Source organism: Tenacibaculum finnmarkense (genome assembly GCF_900239185.1).
Classification (GTDB): Bacteria; Bacteroidota; Bacteroidia; order Flavobacteriales; family Flavobacteriaceae; genus Polaribacter; species Polaribacter finnmarkensis.
In genome coordinates, this window is sequence record NZ_OENA01000053.1 from 186,305 (window position 1) to 211,498 (window position 25,194).

21 protein-coding genes (1 of these 21 running past the window's edge) are annotated in these 25,194 nt (G+C 31.4%); 8 read left to right on the top strand and 13 right to left on the bottom strand.

Annotated features, from left to right (window positions below):
- Together AQ1689_RS06700 and lysS are read right to left on the bottom strand one after the other, a co-directional pair.
- A protein-coding gene (locus tag AQ1689_RS06700; RefSeq protein ID WP_101955582.1) for a type I restriction endonuclease crosses the window boundary here: on the bottom strand, positions 1 to 1,049 show its 5' portion. Its footprint begins 85 nt before the window's first position; 1,049 of the gene's 1,134 nt are visible here — the first part of the coding sequence; it begins with the start codon at positions 1,047 to 1,049; the stop codon falls past the left edge of the window.
- A 504-nt stretch (positions 1,050 to 1,553) separates the two neighbouring features.
- Positions 1,554 to 3,248 carry a lysine--tRNA ligase gene (lysS, locus tag AQ1689_RS06705; RefSeq protein WP_058886308.1) on the bottom strand — a complete coding sequence of 565 codons (1,695 nt, stop codon included), beginning with the start codon at positions 3,246 to 3,248 and terminating at the stop codon, positions 1,554 to 1,556.
- Between the two features lie 603 nt (positions 3,249 to 3,851).
- Here lysS and AQ1689_RS06710 point away from each other — a divergent pair.
- On the top strand, positions 3,852 to 4,220 hold the full coding sequence (locus AQ1689_RS06710) for a BlaI/MecI/CopY family transcriptional regulator (RefSeq protein ID WP_101955583.1): 369 nt from the start codon (positions 3,852 to 3,854) through the stop codon (positions 4,218 to 4,220).
- Entirely contained in the window at positions 4,217 to 5,728 is a 1,512-nt protein-coding gene (locus AQ1689_RS06715) for a M56 family metallopeptidase (RefSeq protein WP_101955584.1), read from the top strand. The genes AQ1689_RS06710 and AQ1689_RS06715 overlap by 4 nt, the downstream gene beginning before the upstream one ends.
- Positions 5,729 to 5,764: 36 nt before the next feature.
- Here the strand turns inward: AQ1689_RS06715 and AQ1689_RS06720 are convergent, their stop codons facing one another.
- Positions 5,765 to 7,273: a GH3 auxin-responsive promoter family protein gene (locus AQ1689_RS06720; protein ID WP_101955585.1), complete on the bottom strand. Its 1,509-nt coding sequence runs from the start codon at positions 7,271 to 7,273 to the stop codon at positions 5,765 to 5,767.
- Positions 7,274 to 7,349: 76 nt separating this feature from the next.
- Here AQ1689_RS06720 and AQ1689_RS06725 point away from each other — a divergent pair, with 76 nt between their 5' ends.
- Positions 7,350 to 8,150 (top strand): DUF2797 domain-containing protein, encoded by an 801-nt coding sequence (locus AQ1689_RS06725; protein ID WP_058885822.1) that lies wholly within the window; start codon positions 7,350 to 7,352, stop codon positions 8,148 to 8,150.
- A gap of 162 nt (positions 8,151 to 8,312) precedes the next feature.
- On the opposite strand, the gene AQ1689_RS06730 is transcribed toward AQ1689_RS06725, so the two are convergent.
- Positions 8,313 to 10,445 (bottom strand): carboxy terminal-processing peptidase, encoded by a 2,133-nt coding sequence (locus tag AQ1689_RS06730; protein ID WP_101955586.1) that lies wholly within the window; start codon positions 10,443 to 10,445, stop codon positions 8,313 to 8,315.
- A 286-nt stretch (positions 10,446 to 10,731) separates the two neighbouring features.
- Here AQ1689_RS06730 and surE point away from each other — a divergent pair, with 286 nt between their 5' ends.
- From surE to AQ1689_RS06750, 4 genes are read left to right on the top strand one after another with little or no spacing between them, the layout of a single operon-like run.
- Positions 10,732 to 11,502, top strand: a complete 771-nt coding sequence (gene surE / locus AQ1689_RS06735; protein ID WP_101955587.1) for a 5'/3'-nucleotidase SurE — start codon at positions 10,732 to 10,734, stop codon at positions 11,500 to 11,502.
- Positions 11,490 to 11,777 (top strand): hypothetical protein, encoded by a 288-nt coding sequence (locus tag AQ1689_RS06740; RefSeq protein WP_058885819.1) that lies wholly within the window; start codon positions 11,490 to 11,492, stop codon positions 11,775 to 11,777. Before surE ends, AQ1689_RS06740 begins: the two co-directional genes overlap by 13 nt.
- A gap of 3 nt (positions 11,778 to 11,780) precedes the next feature.
- A complete protein-coding gene (gene lpxB, locus AQ1689_RS06745; RefSeq protein ID WP_101955588.1) occupies positions 11,781 to 12,893 on the top strand; it encodes a lipid-A-disaccharide synthase in 1,113 nt (370 codons plus the stop codon).
- A gap of 31 nt (positions 12,894 to 12,924) precedes the next feature.
- Positions 12,925 to 13,509 (top strand): C40 family peptidase, encoded by a 585-nt coding sequence (locus AQ1689_RS06750; RefSeq protein WP_101955589.1) that lies wholly within the window; start codon positions 12,925 to 12,927, stop codon positions 13,507 to 13,509.
- A gap of 113 nt (positions 13,510 to 13,622) precedes the next feature.
- Here the strand turns inward: AQ1689_RS06750 and AQ1689_RS06755 are convergent, their stop codons facing one another.
- The 4 genes from AQ1689_RS06755 to secDF all read right to left on the bottom strand — a co-directional run bounded on the left by AQ1689_RS06755 (position 13,623) and on the right by secDF (position 19,174).
- Positions 13,623 to 13,838: a hypothetical protein gene (locus AQ1689_RS06755; RefSeq protein ID WP_101955590.1), complete on the bottom strand. Its 216-nt coding sequence runs from the start codon at positions 13,836 to 13,838 to the stop codon at positions 13,623 to 13,625.
- Entirely contained in the window at positions 13,820 to 14,809 is a 990-nt protein-coding gene (gene obgE, locus AQ1689_RS06760) for a GTPase ObgE (protein WP_101914737.1), read from the bottom strand. The genes AQ1689_RS06755 and obgE overlap by 19 nt, the downstream gene beginning before the upstream one ends.
- A 129-nt stretch (positions 14,810 to 14,938) precedes the next feature.
- A complete protein-coding gene (locus AQ1689_RS06765; protein ID WP_101914738.1) occupies positions 14,939 to 16,057 on the bottom strand; it encodes an adenylate kinase in 1,119 nt (372 codons plus the stop codon).
- Between the two features lie 99 nt (positions 16,058 to 16,156).
- Positions 16,157 to 19,174 carry a protein translocase subunit SecDF gene (secDF, locus tag AQ1689_RS06770; protein WP_101955591.1) on the bottom strand — a complete coding sequence of 1,006 codons (3,018 nt, stop codon included), beginning with the start codon at positions 19,172 to 19,174 and terminating at the stop codon, positions 16,157 to 16,159.
- Between the two features lie 207 nt (positions 19,175 to 19,381).
- Here secDF and AQ1689_RS06775 point away from each other — a divergent pair, with 207 nt between their 5' ends.
- Positions 19,382 to 21,058 (top strand): formate--tetrahydrofolate ligase, encoded by a 1,677-nt coding sequence (locus AQ1689_RS06775; RefSeq protein ID WP_101955592.1) that lies wholly within the window; start codon positions 19,382 to 19,384, stop codon positions 21,056 to 21,058.
- Positions 21,059 to 21,232: 174 nt separating this feature from the next.
- Here AQ1689_RS06775 and AQ1689_RS06780 read toward each other — a convergent pair whose 3' ends face one another.
- From AQ1689_RS06780 to thrS, 5 genes are all read right to left on the bottom strand, one after another.
- Positions 21,233 to 21,829: a hypothetical protein gene (locus AQ1689_RS06780; protein WP_101914741.1), complete on the bottom strand. Its 597-nt coding sequence runs from the start codon at positions 21,827 to 21,829 to the stop codon at positions 21,233 to 21,235.
- Positions 21,830 to 21,923: 94 nt separating this feature from the next.
- On the bottom strand, positions 21,924 to 22,268 hold the full coding sequence (gene rplT, locus AQ1689_RS06785) for a 50S ribosomal protein L20 (RefSeq protein WP_101914742.1): 345 nt from the start codon (positions 22,266 to 22,268) through the stop codon (positions 21,924 to 21,926).
- Positions 22,269 to 22,352: 84 nt separating this feature from the next.
- On the bottom strand, positions 22,353 to 22,550 hold the full coding sequence (rpmI, locus tag AQ1689_RS06790) for a 50S ribosomal protein L35 (protein WP_101914743.1): 198 nt from the start codon (positions 22,548 to 22,550) through the stop codon (positions 22,353 to 22,355).
- 48 nt (positions 22,551 to 22,598) lie between these two features.
- On the bottom strand, positions 22,599 to 23,117 hold the full coding sequence (infC, locus tag AQ1689_RS06795) for a translation initiation factor IF-3 (RefSeq protein WP_083501091.1): 519 nt from the start codon (positions 23,115 to 23,117) through the stop codon (positions 22,599 to 22,601).
- A 97-nt stretch (positions 23,118 to 23,214) separates the two neighbouring features.
- Positions 23,215 to 25,161, bottom strand: a complete 1,947-nt coding sequence (gene thrS, locus AQ1689_RS06800; RefSeq protein ID WP_101914744.1) for a threonine--tRNA ligase — start codon at positions 25,159 to 25,161, stop codon at positions 23,215 to 23,217.
- Positions 25,162 to 25,194: the final 33 nt, after the last annotated feature.

Sequence of the window (25,194 nt, forward strand, 5' to 3'; positions counted from 1 at the left end):
TCATAATTTTCTACGGTTTTTAATAATTGTTTTTCAAAGTCATAAATAGCATCAATAGTTTCGATAGGTATTTTTGTTCCTTTTTTATCTTCATTAAAAACACTAATATATTTATTTATTCCGTTAAGATGGAGTCTGCAAATCGGTTTTCTATTATTATCATCTAACAAAATACCAAAATAAGATTGGGTATCTCTAAATACAATTCTACTTGTTTTTAGTTTTCGGCGAAGAATAGCAACCACTATTCGATAAGCCTCCATTTCTTCTTCGGTAGTTTCAATTTTGCTTTTAGGCTCTTCTTCGATTTCCTCTTCCTCAATTTTTTGTTTTTCAACCTCTTTGGTTAAAGCTGAATTTAAACGGTCGTTTACTTTTTCGCTAATTATTTGTGTAAAAGCTTTACCAACTATTTCTTTAAATTCTTCCATAATACTTGCGTGTAACCTACCGCTGTAGGCTTTGTTAGCAAATAATTTAACAAATTCATTTGAAGGAGCTTTTAACTCAATATCAATTAAATTTTTTATTTCTCTAGTATATTTTAAATTACTAGCATTGCTAACAATTTTTGAAACATCAAATTTTGATTTGTGAAATTTTTCAATTTCTTTCGAGGTACTTTCTTTTATATTGGTGATGTCAAATTCTAAAAATGGTTTTTCATCCATTTTATTAGAAGCATCTAAATCGGTATAAAATCGGTAAATAATTCCGTTTGTAAGAAGCGCAAACCGTGTTTTTGTTACATGAAAATATCTAAACAATTGAGAGTTGTGAACGTTTAAATCTTGTTTCCAATTTTTACATTCTACAATTAAAATAGGTTCTCCATTTTGAAAAATAGCATAATCTACTTTTTCACCTTTTTTAAGCCCTAAATCTGCTGTAAATTCAGGAACAACTTCCAGGGGATTAAAAGCGTCATAGCCTAAAATATTTATGAAAGGCAAAGTGAAAGCATGTTTTGTGCTTTCTTCTGTTTCAATTTTATCTTTTAATAGTAAAACTTTTTCAGCGAGTTCTTTTAGTTGATTGTGTAGTTCCATAGTTTTTATTTAGTTCCATTTATTAGCAATAATAGATAAACGCAAGTCATTATCAGTTACTTACATTCTGTTTAGCCAAGTTAGGATAAAATAAAATAAGAATCAAACAAAAAAAACAACCCTTTTTAAGATTGCTTTTTATAGCAGAAAACCGAATCCGTCAAGCTGAATTTAGTTCAGCTTCGCATCTTTATTTTCCGTAGTTTTTAGCTTTTTGATAAAATAAATTCAGTTTTGAATAAAGATAGCCGAAATTTTCACAATAAAATTAAAATAGTCTTCGAGTAGCAACAGACCTCACAGGTTTTTAAAACCTGTGAGGTCTAAGTTTAACTAAATAATTTAGGTACTTTATTTTTAAACAAGTTCTCGATACCATTTTTTGAAGGAAAAAATCACTCGAACTAACAATTTCTTTAATTTTTAAACAAGCTTTGATAGATTATCAAACAAAAAAAGCAACCTCAAATGAGATTGCTTTTTTATAGTATATGTAAGAAAAAATTACACTAATTCAACAAATAAACCTTCTTCAGTTTTTTCAACTTTCGCTAATTTATTTTTAGTTAAACCTTTAATTGTTTTATCCCATTTTTTGTTAGATAAACTCGATTGTATCTTTAAATTATTCAAATCTATTCTTTCAGATTTTTCAATAATCGCTAAAACCGCTTTTTCATCGTCACTTAATTCAACAGAAGGTGCTTTTTTCTCAGGTCTCATTTGAGGAAAAAATAACACTTCTTGAATAGACGCATTATTCGTTAAATACATAATTAACCTGTCCATTCCGATTCCTAAACCAGAAGTAGGAGGCATTCCGTATTCTAAAGCACGTAAAAAGTCATTATCGATAAATTCCGAAGCTTCATCATCACCACGTTCGGCTAATTTTAACTGCGCTTCAAAACGTTCACGTTGGTCAATCGGGTCGTTTAATTCAGAATAAGCGTTGGCAATTTCCTTACCACAAACCATTAATTCAAAACGCTCTGTTAATTCAGGATTATCTCTGTGTTCTTTACATAAAGGAGACATTTCCTTCGGATAATCAGTAATAAAAGTAGGCTGAATGTAATTTCCTTCACATTTTTCACCGAACATTTCATCAATTAATTTTCCTTTCCCCATGGTTGCATCCACTTCGATACCCATTTCTTTAGCAGCCTCAAAAAGCTCCGTTTCCGATTTTCCGTTAATATCAAAACCAGTAAAATGTTTGATAGAATCAGCCATAGTAACTCTTGCGTATGGCGCTTTAAAATCAATCTTATGCTCTCCAAAAGTTGCTTCACTCGTTCCGTTTACCGCAATTGCACAATGTTCTAATAACTTTTCAGTAAAGTCCATCATCCAGTTGTAATCTTTATAAGCTACATAAATTTCCATAGCAGTAAATTCAGGATTATGCGTTCTGTCCATCCCTTCATTTCTGAAGTTTTTAGAAAACTCATAAACACCATCAAAACCACCAACAATTAAACGTTTTAAGTATAATTCGTTCGCAATACGCATATATAAAGGCACATCTAAAGCATTGTGATGTGTCATAAAAGGTCTTGCAGAAGCACCACCAGCAATAGGCTGTAAAATTGGCGTTTCAACTTCAAAATAACCAGAATCGTTAAAAAAGTTACGCATTGCAGTAAATAACTTTGTACGCTTTACAAACACTTCTTTTACATGCGGATTTACCACTAAATCAGCATAACGCTGACGGTAACGCATCTCAGGATCTGTAAAAGCATCATAAGTAACACCATCTTTTACCTTTGGCATTGGCAAAGGTTTTAAAGATTTGCTCAATAATTTAAAAGATTTTACTTTTACTGTTTTCTCACCAACTTTCGTGGTAAATAACTCACCTTCAACACCGATAAAATCACCTAAATCTAATAATTTTTTAAAAACATCATTATATAAAGTTTTATCTTCTCCAGTACAAATTTCATCTCTATTAAAATAAAGTTGAATTCTACCTTCACTATCTTGTAATTGAGCAAAAGAAGCTTTTCCTTGTATATTGATAGCCATTAATCGCCCAGCAATAACTACCTGTTTATCTTGCGCAAAGTTTTCTTTTATTTCTTTAGAATTTGAATCTAATGGGAATAAATCAGCAGGATATGGGTTGATACCTAATTCACGTAATTTCCCTAATTTTTCTCTACGTACAACTTCTTGTTCTGATAATTGCATGGCTTGTTTTTTTATTTTTAATGAAGGAGCAAAGATACAATCAATTGAAATAGTACACAATGATTAACAAAATCACCTTTTTTGTTAAAAAACGAAAAAAGTTTGGTAAATGTGTAAAAAAGTGTATATTTGCAGGCTGATTTTTTTTTAAAGGTCAGCAATTTAGTTGTGTTGTTAGGCACTTTAAATAGTGTCATGGTTTTGTTAACCAATGGAAAGCTTCCCTGAGATGGGTCGCTTTTTTTTTGTGCTAAATTTTAATTTTTGAAGCAATTTCCCGCTTTCCGCACTCGCTCTTTTTTTGAAGAAAAATCAAAAAAAGGAGCTCAAACAATTGCTTCAATCGGGGCTAGGCATATTTACTCGATTTATTATTTTAAACAAAATTTCATTAAAAAATCTTTTACCTCTAAAAAATCGAGTCCGTCAAACTGAATTTATTTCAGTTTCACATCCTAATTTTCCGTAGTTCTTAGTTTTATGCGATGCTGAAATAAATTCAGCATGACGTTTATATCTAAAAAAATACTTTTCAACTAAATAATTAGTTGTAACTAGTTATTTAGTTATATTTGTAACAAACAAATAGACTATCCAAAAAAAATGAGCAAACAATTAACAAAAGCCGAAGAGCAAATAATGCAGGTATTATGGAATTTAAAAATAGCGTCGGTAAAAGAAGTTATAACGGAATTACCAGCACCAAAACCTGCTTATAATACGGTATCAACCATCATTAGAATTTTAGAAACCAAAAAATTTGTAGGACATCAGCAAAAGGGTAGAGGTTATGTCTATTATCCGTTGGTAGAAAAAACGGCGTATAGTAATGATAGTTTACATAAACTAATGAACAGTTATTTTGAAGGTTCTTTTAAAAGTATGGTGTCTTTTTTTATGAAAGAAAATAAAATGGATATTAAAGAATTAGAAAGCATTTTAAAAGAAGTCGATAAAAACAAAAAGCCATGATAAATTATAGTATTCAGGTAATTTTATTTCAAGTATTATTTGTGACTGTTTATGATTTGTTTTTAAGTAAAGAAACATTTTTCGCTAAAAACAGGTGGTATTTGTTAAGTACTTCGGTTATTTCATTTTTATTGCCATTTTTAAAAATACCAAGCTTACAAAAAGCAGTAACAAAAGAGTATCGTATTTTATTGCCAGAAGTAGTTTTATCACCTCAAAGTGTATTCGAAAAATCAGCATTTTATCAATCTATAAATTATGTAGAAGTATTTTTTATTAGTGGCTGTTTATTATTTTTTATAATATTCATTATAAAGCTGCATCAAATAATTTATTTAATTTTCAAATATGGAAGCGAAAACAAACGAAGCTACAAATTAGTTTTACTTCCTGAAAATTCAAAAGCTTTTTCATTTTTTAATTATATTTTTTTAGCTGTTGGAATTTCTGAAGAAAAACAAGAAAAAATAATTCAACACGAGTTGGTGCACAGCACACAAAAACACACATTTGACTTATTATTCTTTGAAATTCTTAGAATAGTGATGTGGTTTAATCCGATGATTTACGTGTATCAAAACCGAATAACCTTAGTACATGAATATCTTTCTGATGATGAATTAAGTAAAAACACCTTAAAAGAAAATTATATAAATAATTTATTGTCAGATGTATTTCAGATAGATAATATTTCATTTATCAATCAATTTTATAAACATTCATTAATTAAAAAACGAGTTATTATGATGACAAAAGGAAAATCAAAAGAAGTAAAACAATTGAAGTATTTGGTGCTAATTCCGATGTTAGTAAGCATGGTTTTATATACTTCTTGTAATGTTGAAAAAAATGAAATTAAACCATCAGTAAAACAACCTATAACGGTTTATGAAACTATAAATGGTAAAATAACAGCCGTACCTTCTAGTGGTTATCAGAGTAAATATCTTGATATTTATTCAGGAAATGGTATGCCTAATACCAAAGAAGTTTTAGTATCAGAATTAACATCTGAAGAAAAAGAGGAATATCAAGATTTATTAAATAGTTTAGAAGATATTTCTTTACCAATTAAAATGAGAATTTTTGAAACTGCTAATAATAGAAAAATGATTTTTTTTGAATCTGAATCTAAAAGGTTAAAAAAATTAGTAGATAATAATAATATTACTTTTTCAGATTTAGATAAAACACCAACATTTCCAGGTTGTCAAGAAAATGATAAAGAATGTTTTAATAACAGTTTATTACATTTTGTGAAAGAAAATTTTGATACTAAATTAGTAAATTCATTAGGTTTATCCGCAGGAAAAAAGAGAGCTTATGTTCAGTTTAAAATTGATAAAAAAGGTGCTATTATTGATATTAAAGCACGTACGCCACATAAAAAAATAGAAGAAGCAGTTATAGCAGTACTACAAAAATTACCTAAAATAATACCAGGAGAAATAGCCGGAAAAGTAGTAGAAACAGGTTATGTTTTGCCAATTAGTTTTAATGTTGAATAAATAAAATACTTAAAAGCCGAAGTACTACTTCGGCTTTTATAATTCGAGTAATTCTTCTACAAAATTACGAGAATTAGACAAACGAGGCACTTTATGTTGCCCACCTAACTTTCCTTTTTTAGTAAACCAATCGTAAAATAAATTTGTACGTGCTATGTGTATTATTGGCATTGCTAAAGTCATATTATTATAGCGTTTAGCCTCATAATCAGAATTTATCTTCTTTAAATTATCGTCTAATAATTCGGTAAAATACGCCATATTTTCAGGTAAATTATCAAACTCGATAATCCATTGATGCCCGCCACTTTTTTTATCAACCATAAAAATAGGACCAACTGTATATTCTTTAATACTTGCTTTTGTTTTTTTGCAGGCAATTTTTAAGGCATCTTCGGCATTTTCAATAATTAACTCTTCGCCAAAAACATTAATATGATGTTTGGTGCGCCCTGTAATTTTTATACGATACGGATTTGTGTTGGTAAAACGAACAGTATCGCCAATTAAATAACGCCATAAACCGCTGTTTGTGGTAATTATTATAGCATAATTAACACCTGTTTTTACTTCCGATAACGGAATTGCAGTAGAATTTTCGCCGTCATATTGTGTCATTGGAATAAATTCATAAAAAATACCATAGTCTAGCATTAGCAGTAATTCATCTGAATTATTTACATCCTGAATGGCAAAAAAACCTTCCGAAGCATTATAGGTTTCGTAATATTTAAACTCTTTTTTAGGAATTAATTTTTGATACTGCTCACGGTAAGGGCTAAAATTTACGCCACCATGAAAATAAACCTCTAAATTAGGCCAAACCTCCAATATATTATCTTTTCCTGTTTTTTCTAAAACCCTATTTAAAAGCACTAACATCCAACTAGGAACGCCTACTAAGCTAGTAATATTTTCATCAATAGTTTCATTAATAATAGCCTCCATTTTGGTTTCCCATTCCGCCATTAAAGAAACTTCGTGGCTAGGAGCGGAGCTAAAATCGGCCCAAAAAGGTAGGTTTTTAGTTAAAATTGCCGATAAATCACCAAAAGATGAATTGTTGTTTTCGTAAATAGCCGTGCTACCGCCTAATTTTAAGCCTTTTCCTTTAAACATTTTCGAATTTTCGTTGTTCGAAACATACAAACACAACATGTCTTTCCCTGCCTTTAAATGACAATCTTCAATTGCCTGATTGCTAACAGGAATAAATTTACTTTTCGCATTGGTTGTTCCACTACTTTTTGCAAACCAACGAATAGGCGTAGGCCAAAATAGGTTTTGTTCTCCTTTTCGGCAGCGTTCAATAAGCGGTTCGATGCTTTCATATTTTTGTATCGGCACATTTTTTGAAAAATCAGTATAGTTTTCTATGGATAAAAAATTATGTGAAGCTCCAAATTCGGTGTTTTTAGCTGTATTTATTAATTTTAGAAGCAATTCATTTTGAACATCAATAGGATATTTTAAAAATAATTCTACTTGGTGTTTACGCTTTTTTAAAAACCAAGAAATGATTGAATTTATAAATGGAAACGACATAGGTTACAACTTAATTCGATTTAATTCAGTTTTTTTACTGTAATTTTGTAAGGTTAAAAGTAATAAAATTTAAGACATGGAATACCAAGGAGTTTTAAAAAAAATGCGCACTGAAAATTTAGATACAGTTCAGTATTATTTAGATATGAAAACTGATTTTATAAATATGAATCAGTTGTTACAGAACAAAATAACGCTAAGTTTTGCAGGGTATGAATGTTTAAGTTGTCATTTAGAAAAAGAAATATATCGTCAAGGGTTTTGTAAAAAGTGTTTTTTTGAAACGCCAAATGCTGGCGATTGGATTATGCGCCCTGAATTAAGTAAAGCTCATTTAGATATTCAAGATAGAGATTTAGCTTATGAAAAAAGTGTACAATTAAAACCACATATTGTGTATTTAGCCAATTCTAGCAATGTAAAAGTGGGGGTTACAAGAAAAACACAAGTGCCAACTCGTTGGATAGATCAAGGCGCACACGAAGCTATTGAAATCGTTGAAGTGCCAAACAGGTATTTAGCAGGAATTACAGAGGTTGCTTTAAAAGCACATGTTGCCGATAAAACCAATTGGCGAAAAATGCTAAAAAACGATATTGAAGATGAAAGTTTGCTATCTTGGAAAGAGAAATTAAAAGAATTTATTCCTGAACAAGCACAGCAATATATTATTGAAAATAATAAAGAAACGGCAATTAATTTTCCTGTTGATAAATACCCTTTAAAACCAAAGAGTTTAAATATTGTAAAATCAGAAACTTATACGGGAGTTTTAGTTGGAGTAAAAGGGCAGTATTTAATTTTTGAAGACGATACTGTTTTTAATGTACGTTCTAACGAAGGTTTGGTGGTTAAACTAGAAGTGTTAAGTGAGTAAAAATGCCTAGCCCCGATTGAAGCAATTGTTTGAGCTCTTTTTTATTTTTATTTTTAAAAAATAAAAAAAGCGAGTGCGTAAAGCGGGAAGTTGCTTCAAAAAAAATAAGAATTTAAAATATTAAAAAAGAGACTACTTTTTAGCAGTCTCTTTTTTATCTAATTATTGTTTTACAAGCGTGTAATTTTGATTCATTTTTAATTCACTCAAAACATTTAATGCTTCGTTTAAATAAATATCTTTCTTTAAATTTTTATGCCAAACCACACGTTTTTCTTTTAAAACAGTGTCTTTTGTAAAAAGATTTATTTCGTATTTAGGCGAATTAAAAGTTAAGTTAGAATCGAATTTAAAGATGTCTTTAAAAAGTTCACCTTCTTTAATTTTTTTAGTACTTTCCTTCTTAAAAGTACTATATTTTAATGAATAAATTCTTTCTTCCTGGTTTTTCTTTAGCCATTTTGCGTATTTATTAATTTTATTAAAACGCTCATTTTCTAATACACGTTGCTTGCTATTATAAACAGCATCGTTAAAATTACTATACGAATTTGTCGGGTTATAATCGGCTTGTAACACTTTATCCCAGGGCAAGGCACCGTCTAAATCACGTTCGCCGAATTTCATATAACTATATCTGGTAGGCAATGAAATATCAGAATAAACACCTTCAATTTGAGTAGAACCACCGTTAATTCTATAAAATTTTTGAATGGTCATTTTTAAGGCACCTAAATCGCTTGGGTATTTTTCATAAAAACGATTAATTGGCATCACATTTTGAACAGTTCCTTTTCCGTAAGTTTGTTTTCCGCCAATAATAACACCACGTTTATAGTCTTGCATTGCTGCGGCAAAAATTTCAGAAGCCGAAGCCGAAAACTCATTCACCATAACCACCAAAGGACCGTTCCACTGTATTTTTGAATCGGTATCGTTTTTAATTAAAGGATCTTCTCCACGGTATTTTACTTGTACAATAGGACCTTTTTTAATAAATAATCCGCCAATTTCGATGGCTGTTTTTAACGATCCTCCGCCGTTGTCACGCAAATCAACAATAATTCCTTTTACGTTTTCACTCTTTAAACGCTCAATTTCTTGCTCCATATCTTTAGCGGCATCCCTACGGCTTAAATCATTGAAATCGATATAAAATCGTGGCAGGTCGATAACGCCATATTTTTGACCATTTTTTTCAACAATGCTCGATTTTACAAAGGTCTCATCTAATTCAACAACATCTCTAATAATTGGAATAATTTGGGTTGATCCGTCAATTTTTTTCTTAACCGTTAAACGAACTTCTGTTCCTTTTTTTCCTTTGATAAATTTAATGGCATCGTCTAAGCGCATTCCTACAATATCTAAAGGTTCAGCATCGCCTTGGGCTACTTTTAAAATAATATCTTCAGGTTCTAATTCGCCTTGTTTCCATGCCGGACCGCCTGAAATTAGCTCTACAATATGTGTGTACATTCCTTTTTTTTGTAAACGAGCGCCAATTCCTTCTAGTTTACCCGACATTTCTTGGTCAAAACGAGATTTTATTCTTGGCGACATATACGTAGTATGAGGGTCAAAACCGCTAACCACACTGTTTAAAAAGGTAGAATACCAATCAGAATTTTCAAGCTCATCAATACGCTCATATAATTCGTTCATGTTTTTTAAAACTTCTTTTCGAGCCTCAATTTCTAGCTGATAGAATTTTTTAAGCTTTAATTTTTTATCTTTTTTAGCTTTTTTATTTTGTGTGTCATCGGCATCTTCAATTCTGCTTAATATTGATAATTTAAGCTGTTTTCTCCAATAATCAACCAATTCGCTTTCATTTTTAGCAAACGGAATTTTTTCGTAATCAACATTAATTACTTCATTTTTTTTGTAATTAAAAGGTTGGGATAATAAAGCACGGTAATTATTTTTTGCGGCAGTTAATTTTTCTAAAAACCGATTGTAAACCAATTTGTAAAAATGAATTTCTGTGTTTTTTAATTGATCGTCTATCTGATACTTAAATTGCGAAAATTCGGTTAAATCTTCTTGAGTAAAATACCGTTTATTAGGGTCTAAACCGTCTATAAAAGAGGTGTAAACATGTTCGGAAAATTCATCATTTAATTCTTTTTGAACATAATGATATCGACTTAAAATATTTTTTAAAACATATACAATTACCCGATCTTTTTCAGGGTCTTTGTTGGGGTTTTTATCTGAAGTTGTATTTGAATAAATGGTGTTTGAAAAAAATACAATAACGGCTAAAAATGGAATGATAAATTTCTTCTTCATATCTCTTCTATATTTTTAATGATGTACTTAGCATTGCTAATCTACTAAAATAATGCCAATTTATTAATTTTGATGTTTTTTATAACAACTTCTTTCCTTTATTTAAAGGAATTATGATCAAAAAAACGTGTTAAGAATATAAATAGATACATATATAATTAATTGTAGCATTTTGTTGGGCTTTGATTCTTACAATTTTACGTATAAAATACAGGTTTTTATCTTTATAAAATGTTAAAATAAGAGTGCTTTTTTTATGTTACATTTGTTGTAAAACTAACACACTATGCAAGAAAGACCCTTAATTTTGGTGACCAATGATGACGGAATTACCGCACCAGGTATTCGTATGCTTATTGAAATAATGAATAAAATAGGCGATGTAGTTGTAGTAGCACCCGATAGCCCACAAAGTGGTATGGGGCATGCCATTACAGTAAACAATGTATTGCATTGTAATCCTATTACAATTGACCAAGGTCCGCAAATAGAATACAGTTGTTCTGGTACGCCTGCCGATTGTGTTAAAATGGCTAAAAATGAAATTTTAAATCGCACGCCCGATTTATGTGTTTCAGGAATTAACCACGGTGCAAATTCATCTATAAATGTTATTTATTCAGGAACTATGAGTGCTGCTGTTGAAGCTGGTATTGAAGGAATTCCTGCAATTGGTTTTTCGTTATTAGATTTTGACTGGCATGCCGATTTTAGAGCTGCTAAAAAATTCATAGAAAAAATAGTGTTAAATGTATTGTTAAACGGCTTGCCTGATGGGGTTGTTTTAAACGTAAATATTCCAAAATTAAAAGAAGAAGAAATTAAAGGGATTCGTGTTTGTCGTCAGGCAAATGGCTATTGGAAAGAGAGTTTTGACAAACGTAAAAATCCAAATGGTAAAGAATATTATTGGTTATCGGGTGAATTTGTAAATAGAGACAAAGGACAAGATACTGATATTTGGGCGCTAGAAAATAATTTTATTTCAGTGGTTCCTGTGCAATTTGATATGACAGCACATCATGCAATTCAAAAATTAAACTCATGGGACATATAAATAAAGAAGTATTAATCGGTGTTTTAACTGGTTTACTAGCTACGGCTTGTGGTCTTTTTGTGTATTTAGAATTTATTTCGGATGCTACAATTATCGAAACTTTAAAAAAAGTAAAACAAGGGGGTGTTTTAGGCGCTGTATTGGCGTTGGCGGCACTTCCTAATTTATTCGTTTTTTGGGTGTTTTTAAAAAAGAAACAAGATTATAGAGCTAGAGGTGTTTTAATAACAACTGTTGCAATAGCAGTAGCGACACTTATTTTAAAATTTGTATAATATATGAAATATTACATTCTTGTAGGCGAGGCTTCGGGTGATTTACACGGCGCTAATTTGATGAAATCTTTATTAAAAGAAGATCCAAAAGCAGATATTCGTTTTTGGGGTGGTGATTTAATGCAAGAAGTAGGCGGGACACTTGTAAAACATTACAAAGAGCGTGCTTTTATGGGCTTTGTTGAGGTGTTGTTAAATTTACCTAAAATACTAGGTATGATGTCTTTTTGTAAAAAAGATATCGCTGATTTTAAGCCCGATGTACTTCTTTTTATAGACAATTCAGGTTTTAACTTACGTATTGCTAAATGGGCTAAACAACAAGATTTTAAAACAAATTATTATATTTCGCCACAAGTTTGGGCAAGTAGAGCGGGTAGGGTAGCCGATATTAAACGTGATGTTGATGCGATGTTTGTAATTCTTCCGTTTGAAAAAGAATTTTATCAAAAATATGATTACGAGGTAACTTTTGTTGGGCATCCGTTAATTGATGGTATTGAAGGTAGAAAACAAATCGATGAAGCGCTTTTTAGAACCACGCATAATTTAGGAGATAAAGATATTATTGCTTTATTGCCAGGGAGTAGAAAGCAAGAAATTACAAAAATGTTATCGGTTATGTTATCTTTAGTCGATGATTTTTCTGAGTATCAATTTGTGGTTGGTGGTGCTCCTAGTCAGCCGTATGAATTTTATAAAACGATTATTGGTAGTAAAAATGTGAAGTTTATCAACAATAAAACCTACGACTTATTAAGTATTTCAAACACGGCTTTGGTGGGCTCGGGTACGGCAACGCTAGAAACTGCTTTGTTTAAAGTTCCTCAGGTGGTTTGTTATAAAGGAAGTAACATTTCATATCAAATTGCAAAGCGAATTATTACCTTAAAATATATTTCGTTGGTTAATTTAATTATGGATAAAGAAGTGGTTAAAGAACTAATTCAAGACGATTTTACCAAAGAAAATTTATCCAAAGAATTACAACGTATTTTACAACCTGAAGACCGAAAAGAACTGTTTTTAGCTTATTTTGATTTAGAAGAAATGCTAGGAGGAAAAGGAGCATCTGCAAAAACAGCAAAATTAATTGTAAACGGATTAAAAAAGTAATAACTAGTGATAAAAAAGAATACATAGCTTTATGATTAAAAAAATAATATATGTTTTAATAGCTTCTTTTTTAATGATTTCTTGTGGATCATCAAAAAATATAAGCAAATATCATAAAGCGTCAAAATCGATACATAGATCGGTTCGATTGGTAAAATCAACCAAAAAATATCCTAAAAATACCCCCAAAAAATCGACTAAAAAAGTTGCTGTAAAATCAACAAAAACAGCAAGTCTTGCCGATAAAATTATTTGGACAGCGGTAAGTTACAAAGGCGCTCCCTATAAATATGGCGGAACTTCTAAAAGAGGTATGGATTGTTCTGGTTTAATTTATACATCTTTTAAACATCGGAAAGTACAAATACCAAGGTCGTCGGGTCAAATGTATGCCAAAGGGTATCAGGTTTCACTTAAAAAAGTAAAACGTGGCGATTTATTATTTTTTAAAACTGCAAGAAGAAGTGGGCGTGTAAATCATGTTGGTTTGGTTACTTCTGTTAAAAATAGAAATATTCGTTTTATTCATGCAAGCACTTCAAGTGGCGTAATGATTAGTTCTTTGCAAGATAATTACTGGCGAAAAACCTTTGTAAAAGCTAAAAGGGTTTTGTAAAATTAGATAAACTGTCAGTTCGAGTGATTTTTTTCCTTCAAAAAAATAGTATCGAGAACGTATTTATCATCAAAATAAATGAAGATAAAAGAATTCAAATTATCGATACAGTTTTAATTCCTTTTAGTCATTAAAATTATTCGAATTGACAAATAATCATCAAAAAAAGTTAAAAAATACGGCAAATCAGGATGCGATGCTGAACTAAACTCAGCATGACGGATTCGGTTTGATAAAAAACTAAAAACCCTGAACAGTAATTGTTCAGGGTTTTTATATGAAATTAGTTGAAATAAATTAAGGTTGAAAATTAATTCAACATATCCCATAATTTATCTTTCAATTCTTGTAAACCTAATTGGGCTACAGACGAAATAAATAAAGCATCAATACCTTCTGGTAAATCTTTTTTAATTTCTTCTTTTAGTTCGTCATCTAGCATATCTGCTTTCGAAATAGCTAATAAACGGTCTTTGTCTAACAATTCAGGATTGTGCTTACGCAATTCGTTTAATAGAATTTCATATTCCTTTTTAATGTCATCACTATCCGCAGGAATTAAAAATAATAAGGTAGAATTACGTTCAATATGACGTAAAAAATAATGCCCTAATCCTTTTCCTTCGGCAGCTCCTTCAATAATTCCAGGAATATCTGCTACCACAAAACTCTTGTGATTACGGTGTTCTACAATACCTAAATTGGGTTTTAAAGTTGTAAAAGCATAATCCGCAATTTTCGGTTTTGCCGCTGTTATTACTGATAATAAAGTAGATTTTCCTGCATTTGGGAAACCAACTAAACCAACATCAGCTAATAATTTAAGTTCAATACGGAACCATCCATCTATACCGTCAATACCTGGCTGTGCGTAACGAGGTGCTTGGTTTGTTGACGATTTAAAGTGCCAGTTACCTAAACCACCTTTTCCTCCTTCTAACAATACCACGTCTTGATCGTGTTTTGAAACTTCATATAAAATTTCATCGGTATCGGCATCACGAATAATAGTACCTAATGGAACAGGTACAATAATGTCTTTCGCATCGTGCCCTGTACTACGACTTGCACTACCGTCACCACCTGGTTCAGCTCTAAAATGACGTTTAAATTTTAAATGAAAAAGTGTCCACATACTTTTATCACCACGTAAAATGATGTGCCCTCCACGACCACCGTCACCTCCGTCAGGACCACCTTTAGTAATATACTTTTCACGATGTAAATGCACAGATCCTCGACCTCCTTTACCAGAAGATGCGTAGATTTTTATATAGTCAACAAAATTTCCTTCAGTCATTTTTTCTAAGTTATTGGCTGTTTTATTTAAACAGCAGTAATCGTTATAACTACTATGGTTTTGAGCAAGATAAAGAAGTTTTTTTATATTTCTTTAAAATTATTGCTCTTCGTTTAAAAATAGTAATTTTTATAATGTATCAAATACTTCTGATAAACGTTGTGTAATTTCTTGAATATTTCCAACACCATTTACACCATAATAATTACCTTGATCTTGGTAAAATTCTTTTAAAATAGCGGTTTTAGTATTGTACTCATTAAAACGATTTCTGATTTTACTCTCGTCAGTATCATCAGTTCTTCCGCTTGTTTTTCCTCTTTCTAATAAACGATTCACTAATAAATCTTCAGATACTTCTAAAGCTACCATTCCGTTAATACGTTCGTTTTTTTCACCTAAAAAAGCATCTAAAGCTTCCGCTTGCGATTGTGTTCTTGGAAAACCATCAAAAATAAACCCGTTAGCATCAGCATTTCTTTCAACTTCTGCTTTTAGCATATTGATAGTTACTTGATCAGGAACTAAATTTCCATCATCCATATAGGTTTTAGCAAGCAAACCTAATTCAGTTTTATTTTTAATATTAAAACGAAAAACGTCACCAGTAGAAATATGTACTAAATTATATTTTTCTTTTAATAAATCTGCCTGTGTTCCTTTTCCTGCGCCTGGAGGGCCAAATAATACGATATTTTTCATTTTTGGTGCTGTTGTTAATTGGTAAATAGCGGGTAAATTTCTACCGTAATTTTTATAGTCTAAGCCGTAACCAACTATAAATTTATCTTCAATACTTTTTCCGATATAATTTATAGGCAGTTCTTTTCTGTAAACATCAGGTTTGAAAAAAAGTGTTGCTATTTTTAATTCTTTAATATTTTTTGTTTTGAAGATTTCATAAATCTCCTGTAATGTTGTTCCTGTATCAATAATATCTTCTAAAATAATAACCGTTCGGTTGGTTAAATCTTCATTAATACCGATTAGGTTTTTTACTTTTTGGGTTGATGTTGTTCCTTGGTAAGAAGCCAACTTTACAAAACTAATTTCACAATCACCTTTATATTCACGTAAAAAATCGGCAGCAAAAACAATGCACCCATTTAAAATTCCAATAAAAATAGGAACTTCATTTTTGGGCAAATCAGCCTTTACTTGTTTTGCTAATCTTTTAACAATCGTAGTTATTTCATTTGAAGAAATGAATTCTTTAAAGTATAAATCGTGAAGTTTTGTAATTTTCATAATAGTGCAAATAATTTTGCAAAGATAGTTGCTTGATAGTAAATGAAAAAACCGTTTTGAATAAAATTCAAAACGGTTTTTGTAAAATAGATATTGTTGTTATGCTATTTCTTGATTTTCTTCTTGTTCTGTTACAGCTTCTGCTTTTTTAGAAGCATCGAACATAATTGGTGTTGCTACGAATAATGATGAATACGTACCTACAACAACTCCTACAATTAAGGCAAACATAAATCCTTTAATACTATCTCCTCCAAAGAAGAAAATGGCTAACATTACTAATAATGTTGTTAAAGAAGTATTTATGGTTCTACCTAGCGTACTGTTTAAGGCTTTGTTTACTAAACTTGCCGATATGGTTGTTTTTTCTTGAGTAAATTCTCTAATTCTATCAAAAATTACTACGGTATCATTTAATGAATATCCAACTACTGTTAAAATAGCAGCAATAAATGATTGCCCAATTTCCATGTCAAAAGGCATGAATTTGTAGCAGATAGAAAATACACCTAATACCACTAATACATCGTGGAATACAGCAACAACTGCACCGATAGAGAAGGCTATTTTTCTAAAACGTAATAAAATATATAAGAAAACTACAATTAATGAACCGATTACTGCCCATAATGCTGATTTTTTAATATCATCAGCAATGGTTGGTTCTACTTTCATGTAGCTCATAATTCCGCTACCTGCTTTTTCGAATCCTGGTTTAAAGTCTTCGTAAGAAGTAGTTCCTAAATACGCTTTTAATCCTGTAAATAATGATTTTTGAACTATTTCATCAACTTCGCTACCATCTTCATCAATTTTAAAAGCAGTAGTTATTTTTAATTGATGATCAGATCCGTAAGTTTTTACTTCAGGAGCCGATTTGAAAGCATCTTTTAAGCTCGTTGCAACTTGTGTTGCATTCATTGGCTGATCAAAACGTACAACGTAAGAACGACCTCCTTTAAAATCAACACCTTGTTTTAATCCTAAGGTAAAGATTGATACCAATCCAGCTAAAATAAAGAATCCAGAAATAATATAAGCTAACTTACGTTTCTTTAAAAATTCAATATTGATATTTTGAAACCAGTTTTTAGAAATACTCGTGTTAAAAGGTAATCCAGTTCCTTTTTCAATAGATTTATCAATAAATAAACGAGTGATAAAAATTGCTGTAAATAATGAAGTTGCAATACCTAGCATTAAGGTATAAGCAAAACCTTTAATAGGTCCTGTTCCGAAGATAAATAAAATAACACCCGTTAAGAATGTCGTAATATTTGCATCAATAATTGCCGATAAAGCTCCTTTAAAACTAAATCCTTCATCAACGGCAGTTTCTAAAGTTTGTCCACCTCTTAAGGCTTCTTTAATTCTTTCGAAAATAATAACATTCGCATCAACCGACATACCGATTGTTAAAATAATACCTGCAATTCCAGGTAAGGTTAATACCGCATTGTACGAGGCTAACCATCCGAAGATAAATAAAATGTTTACTAATAAAGCAATGTTGGCGTAAATACCCGCTTTACCGTAGTATAAAAACATCCAACCTAAAATTAATAAAATCGCTAATCCGAATGACCAAATACTTGCGTTAATAGATTCTTGTCCTAATGACGGTCCAACAACTTCTGCCTGAATAATTCTAGCAGGAGCAGGTAATTTACCCGCTTTTAATACTGTTGAAATATCTTGTGCTTCTTCAACAGTCATCGTTCCTCCTGAAATTTGAGTACTTCCTCCTGTAATTGCTCCGTTTACCACAGGCGCTGTATATACGTAGTTATCTAAAACAACGGCAACGAATTTCCCAACGTTATCGCCAGTCATTTTTGCCCATTTTTTAGTTCCACTAGCATTCATTGTCATTGATACAACTGGCTTGCTTAACTGATCAAAATCTTGATTAGCATCTGAAATTACATCACCATCAATAGTCGCTTTGTCATTTCTGTTTGATTTTATGGCATATAAACCAATAATTTCAGCAGTACCGTCAGCACTTTTTTGTGCTTTATAATCCCATAAAAATTTAACATATTTTAAATTCGCAGGTAATAAAGCTTGTACACTTTTATGAGCAAGTAAGCTATTTACCTGTGCCGTATCTTGAACTTTAGCCTGTGCAACTAAAGAGCTCATTTGTTGTTGATTTTGAGCTACATTAGGATATAAATACGTAAATAAGTTCTTTTGAGTATTTGCTTTTGCAGCTGCATCAGTTGATTCACCTAATAAATCATCAATATCATCTGCTTTTGCAGAATCTTTAACCTGTGTGGTTGCTGTTATTGAATCATCTTTTAATAATTCAGCAACTTTAGCGTTTGCACTAAAGAAAAAGTTTTGAACTTCAGCATTTGTATATACTTCCCAAAATTGTAATTCGGCAGTACTTGTAATTAATTTTGTAACACGCTCAATATCTTTAGCACCTGGTAATTCAATTTGAATTCTTCCAGAGTTTCCGATACGTTGAATGTTTGGTTGAGTTACACCAAATTTATCAATACGGCTACGTAATACTTCAAAAGAAGTATTAATAGAACTATTAATTTCTTGTTGTAAAACTTCTTTTACTTGCGCATTAGTTTTATTAAAATCAATCTTTTCACGTAAAGATTTTGTACCAAAAATTGCAGGATCACTTAATTTAATACTTCCGTTACTTAAGGTTTCGAATTGTGTTAAAAATAAGTCTAAGTAGTTTTCTTGACTGTCTTTTTGAGCTTCATTCGCTTTTGCTAACGCTGATCTAAAAACAGTGTTTTCAGAATTGTTTGCTAAAGCAATTAAAATATCTTTTACAGATACTTGTAAAATAGCATTAATACCACCTTTTAAGTCTAAACCAAGGTTCATTTCACGCTCCTTGATGTCGTTATAGCTATATTGACCAATACCTAAGTTTACAACCTGATCGTTTGCAACGCTATCTAAATATTTTCTTTCAAACTTAGCTAACTCTCTACCGCTGTTACCCTTAGCGTTCTCCTTTGCATATACCTTAGCGCTATCTTCTACTTTATTAGCAAAAAATGTAAACGACAATTGGTACAAGCTTACTAGTCCGAAAAGGACAGCAAATAATTTAATAAGACCTTTGTTTTGCATCTATTTTAATTTAAACGAATTCTTTTTTAAAACGAGCAAATATAGTATTTCGAAAAAGGTTTGCCAATTATTTTGCCATATTTATATGGTTCATCTATGTTTGATTAAAAGAAATGGCTTGGTTATGAGTTTTTAAAAGAATTAGATTGTGTATATTTACTACGTTTTAAAAGTGTAAATTAATAACATAAAATCATATAATTAGCGATGGCACATTTATCAGATATTGAAATTGCACAAGCAAAAGAATTACAACACATTAAGCATATTGCTACGAAACTTAATGTAAAAGAAGACGATTTAGAAATGTACGGAAAGTACAAAGCAAAATTACCTTTAAATTTAATTGATGAAGCTAAAATTGCAAAAAACAACTTAATTTTAGTAACCGCTTTAACGCCAACTCCAGCAGGGGAAGGAAAAACAACGGTTTCAATCGGTTTAACCGAAGGGTTAAATAAAATAGATAAACAAGCAACGGTTGTACTAAGAGAACCATCTTTAGGACCTGTTTTTGGTATTAAAGGAGGTGCTGCTGGTGGTGGATATTCACAGGTAGTTCCGATGGAAGATATTAACTTGCATTTTACGGGTGATTTTAACGCTATTGAAAAATCGAATAATTTATTAGCAGCTTTAATTGACAACAATTTACAAAGCAAGGTGAATAATTTAAATATTGATCCTCGTACCATTTTATGGAAACGAGTAATTGATATGAACGACCGCGCATTGCGTCAAATTACCATTGGTTTAGGTGGTACAGGAAACGGAATTCCTCGTGAAGACGGTTTTAATATTACCCCAGCATCCGAAGTAATGGCGATACTTTGTATGGCGATGAATTTTGAAGATTTAAAAAAGCGTTTAGGTGATATTTTTATTGGTTTTACTTTTGATAAAAAACCTGTTTTTGCCCGTGATTTAAACGCACAAGATGCGATGGCAATTTTATTAAAAGATGCTATTAAGCCGAATTTAGTACAAACTTTAGAAGAAAATCCAGCGATTATTCATGGAGGTCCTTTTGCAAATATAGCCCAAGGAACCAACACGATTATCGCTACAAAAATGGGATTATCATTATCTAATTACGTAGTAACAGAAGCAGGTTTTGGAGCCGATTTAGGCGCAGAAAAGTTTTTAAATATCAAATCGCAATACGCAGGATTAAATCCTAAATGTGTTGTTTTAGTAGCGACCATTAGAGCATTGCGTCATCATGGAGGCGCAAAAAAAGAGGAATATAATACGCCAAGTTTAGAACGTGTTCAAAACGGATTTAAAAACTTAGAAAAGCATATTGAAAACATTCGTAAATTTAATATTGAGCCAGTAGTAGCAATCAATTCATTTATTTCTGATTCAGCAGAAGAAGTAAATTTTGTTATTGAAGCTTGTGCTAAATTAGGTGTTGAAGCAGTGGTTTCAGAAGGTTGGGAAAAAGGAGGTGAAGGAACTAAAAACTTAGCCAAAGCCGTTGTAAATGTTGTTGAAAATAAAGCAACACAATTTAAGCCTTTATATGATTTTAAAAGTCCAATTAAAGATAAAATTGAAGTAATTGCCAAAGAAATTTACGGTGCCGACGGAGTAACCTATGATAAAAAAGCCGAATTAAATTTACGTAGAATTGACAGATTAGGATTTAACGATTTTGCTGTTTGTATGGCAAAAACGCAAAAATCTTTTTCAGATGATGACAAATTAATTGGAAGACCAACAGGTTTTACGGTAAATGTACGTGAAATAGAAATTGCAGCAGGAGCACAGTTTGTTATTCCTATTTTAGGAAAAATGATGCGTATGCCAGGTTTACCAGCGGTACCAGCATCAGAAAATATGAGTATTGATAATAATGGTGTAATTTCAGGATTATCTTAAAATAATAGTATTTTAAAATAGTGTTTTACCATAAAAACCTCAAGATTTGTTTCTTGAGGTTTTTTGTATTCTTAGAGCCTGTTTAAATTGCATCGGTCAACCTAAATTTATTTCAGCATGACGAGAATCTAGTCTTTATTTAATTTTTAAATCTTAATACATTAAAATAATTAATTAAACACCACGTTGTTTGTTAATTTCGTCCTGTAATTGACGTCTTAATTTTTGTTCTTTATCAATTGAGCTTCTTTTGTATTGTTCTAATTCTTCTTCAAGCCCAACTAATAGCTCTTTTTTTTCTTTAGTTATTGAATGACTGCTGTTAAATTTAAAAATGAAAAAACTTAACCCTATTAGTAGCCCGCAAATAATACTCCAAAGAATGGTATTGTAGGTTGTTTTGTTTAAATAGAAGCCTGCAATTGAAATCGCATCTTCTTTTTCAAGAGAAACAGATAAATTATTTTTTAAAGTAACTATTTCTTCTTTTAAAGTATTGGTGTTTTTTAATTGCACATCTAATTGAAGTTGTTTAGCAACAACATCTTTTTTAATCGCACTAACACTATCTAGAATATTTTTTTGAAAACTGATAAAATGCGTACGTTTAATCAATTTGTATTCTTGCCAATTATTAGATAATCGATACGCTTTAATAAACTGATTTTCTATAGTATTTGGTAATGAATCTACTTGAGTTTTAGACAAACGCTTTTGTGCAGTAATGTTTTGCGTTATAAGAATTAGTAATAGGATTCTTAGAATTTTCATTGGTTAGAATTTTATGTGAAGATGGGAATCTAAGGGGTTTAAAAAAACCCAAACGTTTAAGTTTGGGTTTTTAGTATAAGCAAGTATATGAAACTTATTTTACTTTTTCTACAATGGCCTTAAAAGCGTCTGGATTGTTCATCGCTAAATCAGCTAAAACCTTACGGTTTAATTCGATACTATTAGCTTTTACTTTACCCATAAACTGAGAGTAAGACATTCCATACTGACGAGCTCCAGCGTTAATACGCTGAATCCATAATGCACGGAAGTTTCTCTTATTATTTTTACGGTCACGATAAGCGTATGTCATCGCTTTTTCTACCGCATTTTTTGCTACTGTGTAAACGTTTTTACGTCTTCCAAAGTAACCTTTTGCTGCCTTCAAGATTTTTTTTCTTCTTTTTCTTGAGGCTACTGAATTTACTGATCTTGGCATAATTCAAATGTTTTTTGTAGTAGGCGATCGAATATTCGATACTTAAGCCTAACTCCATGGTTAATTAAATTCCCTTGCTAACGATTAGTTTAAAACTAACTGTCGCTTAATGTTAGACAAATCGGCTTTGTGAACCAATGTTGCATGTCTTAATTTAAGTTTACGTTTTTTCGACTTCTTTGTTAAGATGTGGCTTTTAAACGCGTGCTTTCTTTTTATCTTACCAGAACCTGTTACTTTGAAACGTTTCTTGGCACTAGACTTTGTTTTAATTTTAGGCATTTCTGTTTTTTAGTTTATCTTGCTTATATATTGTGAACGATTTTTAGTTTATTTAGCCTTTTTAGGCGCAATAAACATAATCATACGTTTCCCTTCTAATTTTGGCATTTGTTCTACTTTACCGTACTCTTCTAGTTCTTGCGCTAATTTTAATAATAAAATTTGCCCTTGTTCTTTAAAAACAATAGAACGTCCTTTGAAGAAAACAAATGCTTTTAATTTTGCACCGTCTTGTAAAAACTTAATAGCATGTTTCTTTTTAAACTCGTAATCATGCTCGTCAGTTTGAGGTCCGAAACGGATCTCTTTTACAATAACTTTTGTTGCCTTTGATTTTAAAGCTTTATCACGTTTTTTTTGTTCGTATAAAAACTTTTTATAATCAATAATTTTACAAACAGGAGGAACAGCTTTAGGTGAAATTTCAACTAAGTCTAACTCTTGTTCAATGGCCATTTCTTTGGCTTTTTCTAAAGGATAAACACCAACTTCGATGTTTTCGCCTACAAGACGAACTTCATCAACATATTTAATTTTTTCATTAATCCTATGTTGATCTTCTTTAATTACCCTTAGCGGTCTACGTCCGCCCCTTCTTCTAATTGCTATGACTCATGATTTTAGGTTATTACTATTATTTAGTGTCTTTTTAGATTGCTAGTTTCTAGTTTCCAAAAGGAACTAATGTTTTGTTAACTTCGTTTTGTATTAACTCAATAAATTCAGCGATAGTGAATGTTCCAATATCTCCTTCACCGTGTTTTCTTACAGATACTGTTCCGTCTTGCTCTTCTTTTTCACCTACAATCACCATAAATGGTATTTTGCTCACTTCTGCATCACGAATCTTTCTTCCTGTCTTCTCACTTCGGCTATCTACCAGGGCGCGAATTTCGGAATTTTCTAACAAAGTTAAAACTTTTTTCGTGTATTTTTCATATTTATCACTGATTGGCAATAAGATAACCTGTTCTGGAGTTAACCAAAGCGGGAAATTTCCGCCTGTATGCTCTAATAACACTGCTATGAAACGTTCCATAGACCCAAAAGGGGCTCTGTGAATCATTACAGGCTCGTGTAGTTGGTTATCGGCTCCTTTATAGCTTAATTCGAACCTTTTTGGTAAATTATAGTCTACTTGTATCGTTCCTAACTGCCAACTTCTGCCTAAAGCATCCTTGACCATAAAGTCTAATTTAGGACCGTAAAATGCCGCTTCGCCTTCTTCTACTATAAAATCTAAGCCTTTATCAGTAGCGGCATTAATAATAGCTTGCTCTGCAATTTCCCATGTTTTAACATCCCCAATATACTTATCAGGGTTGTTCATGTCTCTAACAGAAACTTGAGCTGTAAAATCTTTAAAACCTAACGATTTAAATACGTAAAGTACCAAATCAATTACATCTTTAAATTCTTGATCTAATTGTTCTGGTGTACAGAAAATATGTGCATCATCTTGAGTAAAACCTCTTACACGAGTTAATCCGTGTAATTCACCACTTTGCTCATATCTATAAACTGTTCCGAATTCTGCAAAACGTTTAGGTAAATCTTTATATGAATGTGGTTTAAAGTTATACACCTCACAGTGATGTGGGCAGTTCATCGGCTTTAATAAAAATTCCTCCTCCATTTTAGGAGTTTTTATCGCCTGAAAACTATCTGCGCCATATTTTTCATAATGACCAGAGGTAACATATAATTCTTTTTGCCCAATATGTGGTGTCATCACCATTTCATATCCAGCTTTCTTTTGTGCTTTCTTTAAGAAATCTTCTAAACGACCTCTAAGTGCAGCACCTTTTGGCAACCATAAAGGTAAACCAGCACCCACTTTTTGTGAAAACGTAAAAAGCTCTAATTCTTTTCCTAATTTTCTATGATCACGTTTTTTAGCCTCTTCTAATAACGCTAAATACTCGGTAAGCATTTTTTGTTTCGGGAAGCTAATTCCGTAAATACGTGTTAATTGATTATTTTTTTCATCACCTCGCCAATACGCACCAGCAACGTTCATCACTTTAATGGCCTTGATAATTCCAGTATTAGGTACATGACCTCCTCTACATAAATCTGTAAAATCACTATGATCACAAAAAGTAATATCGCCATCGGTTAAATTTTCAATTAACTCAACTTTGTATTGATTTCCTGCTTCTTTATAATACGCTAAAGCATCCGCTTTTGAAATAGAACGCAATTTAAATTCATGTTTTCCACGTGCTAAATCTAAGAATTTCTTCTCAATAGCCGTAAAATCTTTTTCAGAAATAACACGGTCACCTAAATCAATATCATAATAAAAACCGTTGTCAATTGCAGGACCAATGGTTAATTTAGCATCAGGATGAAAGGTTAAAATAGCTTGAGCTAATACGTGTGCCGATGAATGCCAAAACGCTTTTTTTCCGTCATTGTCATTAAAAGTGTACAATATTAAAGCACCGTCAGTAGTTAGTGGGGTAGTGGTTTCAACAGTTGTGCCGTTAAAATTTGCCGAAATTACATTTCTAGCAAAACCTTCACTAATACTTTTAGCAACGTCCATTGGCGTGCTGTTTACTTCAAATTCTTTAACCGTTCCGTCGGGTAGTGTGATTTTAATCATTATATATGTGTTATGTTTAATTCCCTTACAAGT

Coding starts and splice junctions, on each gene's coding strand:
- AQ1689_RS06780 (WP_101914741.1), bottom strand. CDS start 21,829: ATGAAAATTCTAAGAATCCTATTACTAATTCTTATAACGCAAAACATT.
- rpmI (WP_101914743.1), bottom strand. CDS start 22,550: ATGCCTAAAATTAAAACAAAGTCTAGTGCCAAGAAACGTTTCAAAGTA.
- secDF (WP_101955591.1), bottom strand. CDS start 19,174: ATGCAAAACAAAGGTCTTATTAAATTATTTGCTGTCCTTTTCGGACTA.
- AQ1689_RS06740 (WP_058885819.1), top strand. CDS start 11,490: ATGGGACATATAAATAAAGAAGTATTAATCGGTGTTTTAACTGGTTTA.
- AQ1689_RS06730 (WP_101955586.1), bottom strand. CDS start 10,445: ATGAAGAAGAAATTTATCATTCCATTTTTAGCCGTTATTGTATTTTTT.
- obgE (WP_101914737.1), bottom strand. CDS start 14,809: ATGACTGAAGGAAATTTTGTTGACTATATAAAAATCTACGCATCTTCT.
- AQ1689_RS06750 (WP_101955589.1), top strand. CDS start 12,925: ATGATTAAAAAAATAATATATGTTTTAATAGCTTCTTTTTTAATGATT.
- AQ1689_RS06710 (WP_101955583.1), top strand. CDS start 3,852: ATGAGCAAACAATTAACAAAAGCCGAAGAGCAAATAATGCAGGTATTA.
- AQ1689_RS06725 (WP_058885822.1), top strand. CDS start 7,350: ATGGAATACCAAGGAGTTTTAAAAAAAATGCGCACTGAAAATTTAGAT.
- thrS (WP_101914744.1), bottom strand. CDS start 25,161: ATGATTAAAATCACACTACCCGACGGAACGGTTAAAGAATTTGAAGTA.
- lpxB (WP_101955588.1), top strand. CDS start 11,781: ATGAAATATTACATTCTTGTAGGCGAGGCTTCGGGTGATTTACACGGC.
- rplT (WP_101914742.1), bottom strand. CDS start 22,268: ATGCCAAGATCAGTAAATTCAGTAGCCTCAAGAAAAAGAAGAAAAAAA.
- surE (WP_101955587.1), top strand. CDS start 10,732: ATGCAAGAAAGACCCTTAATTTTGGTGACCAATGATGACGGAATTACC.
- AQ1689_RS06715 (WP_101955584.1), top strand. CDS start 4,217: ATGATAAATTATAGTATTCAGGTAATTTTATTTCAAGTATTATTTGTG.
- AQ1689_RS06765 (WP_101914738.1), bottom strand. CDS start 16,057: ATGAAAATTACAAAACTTCACGATTTATACTTTAAAGAATTCATTTCT.
- AQ1689_RS06775 (WP_101955592.1), top strand. CDS start 19,382: ATGGCACATTTATCAGATATTGAAATTGCACAAGCAAAAGAATTACAA.
- AQ1689_RS06755 (WP_101955590.1), bottom strand. CDS start 13,838: ATGGGATATGTTGAATTAATTTTCAACCTTAATTTATTTCAACTAATT.
- lysS (WP_058886308.1), bottom strand. CDS start 3,248: ATGCAATTATCAGAACAAGAAGTTGTACGTAGAGAAAAATTAGGGAAA.
- AQ1689_RS06720 (WP_101955585.1), bottom strand. CDS start 7,273: ATGTCGTTTCCATTTATAAATTCAATCATTTCTTGGTTTTTAAAAAAG.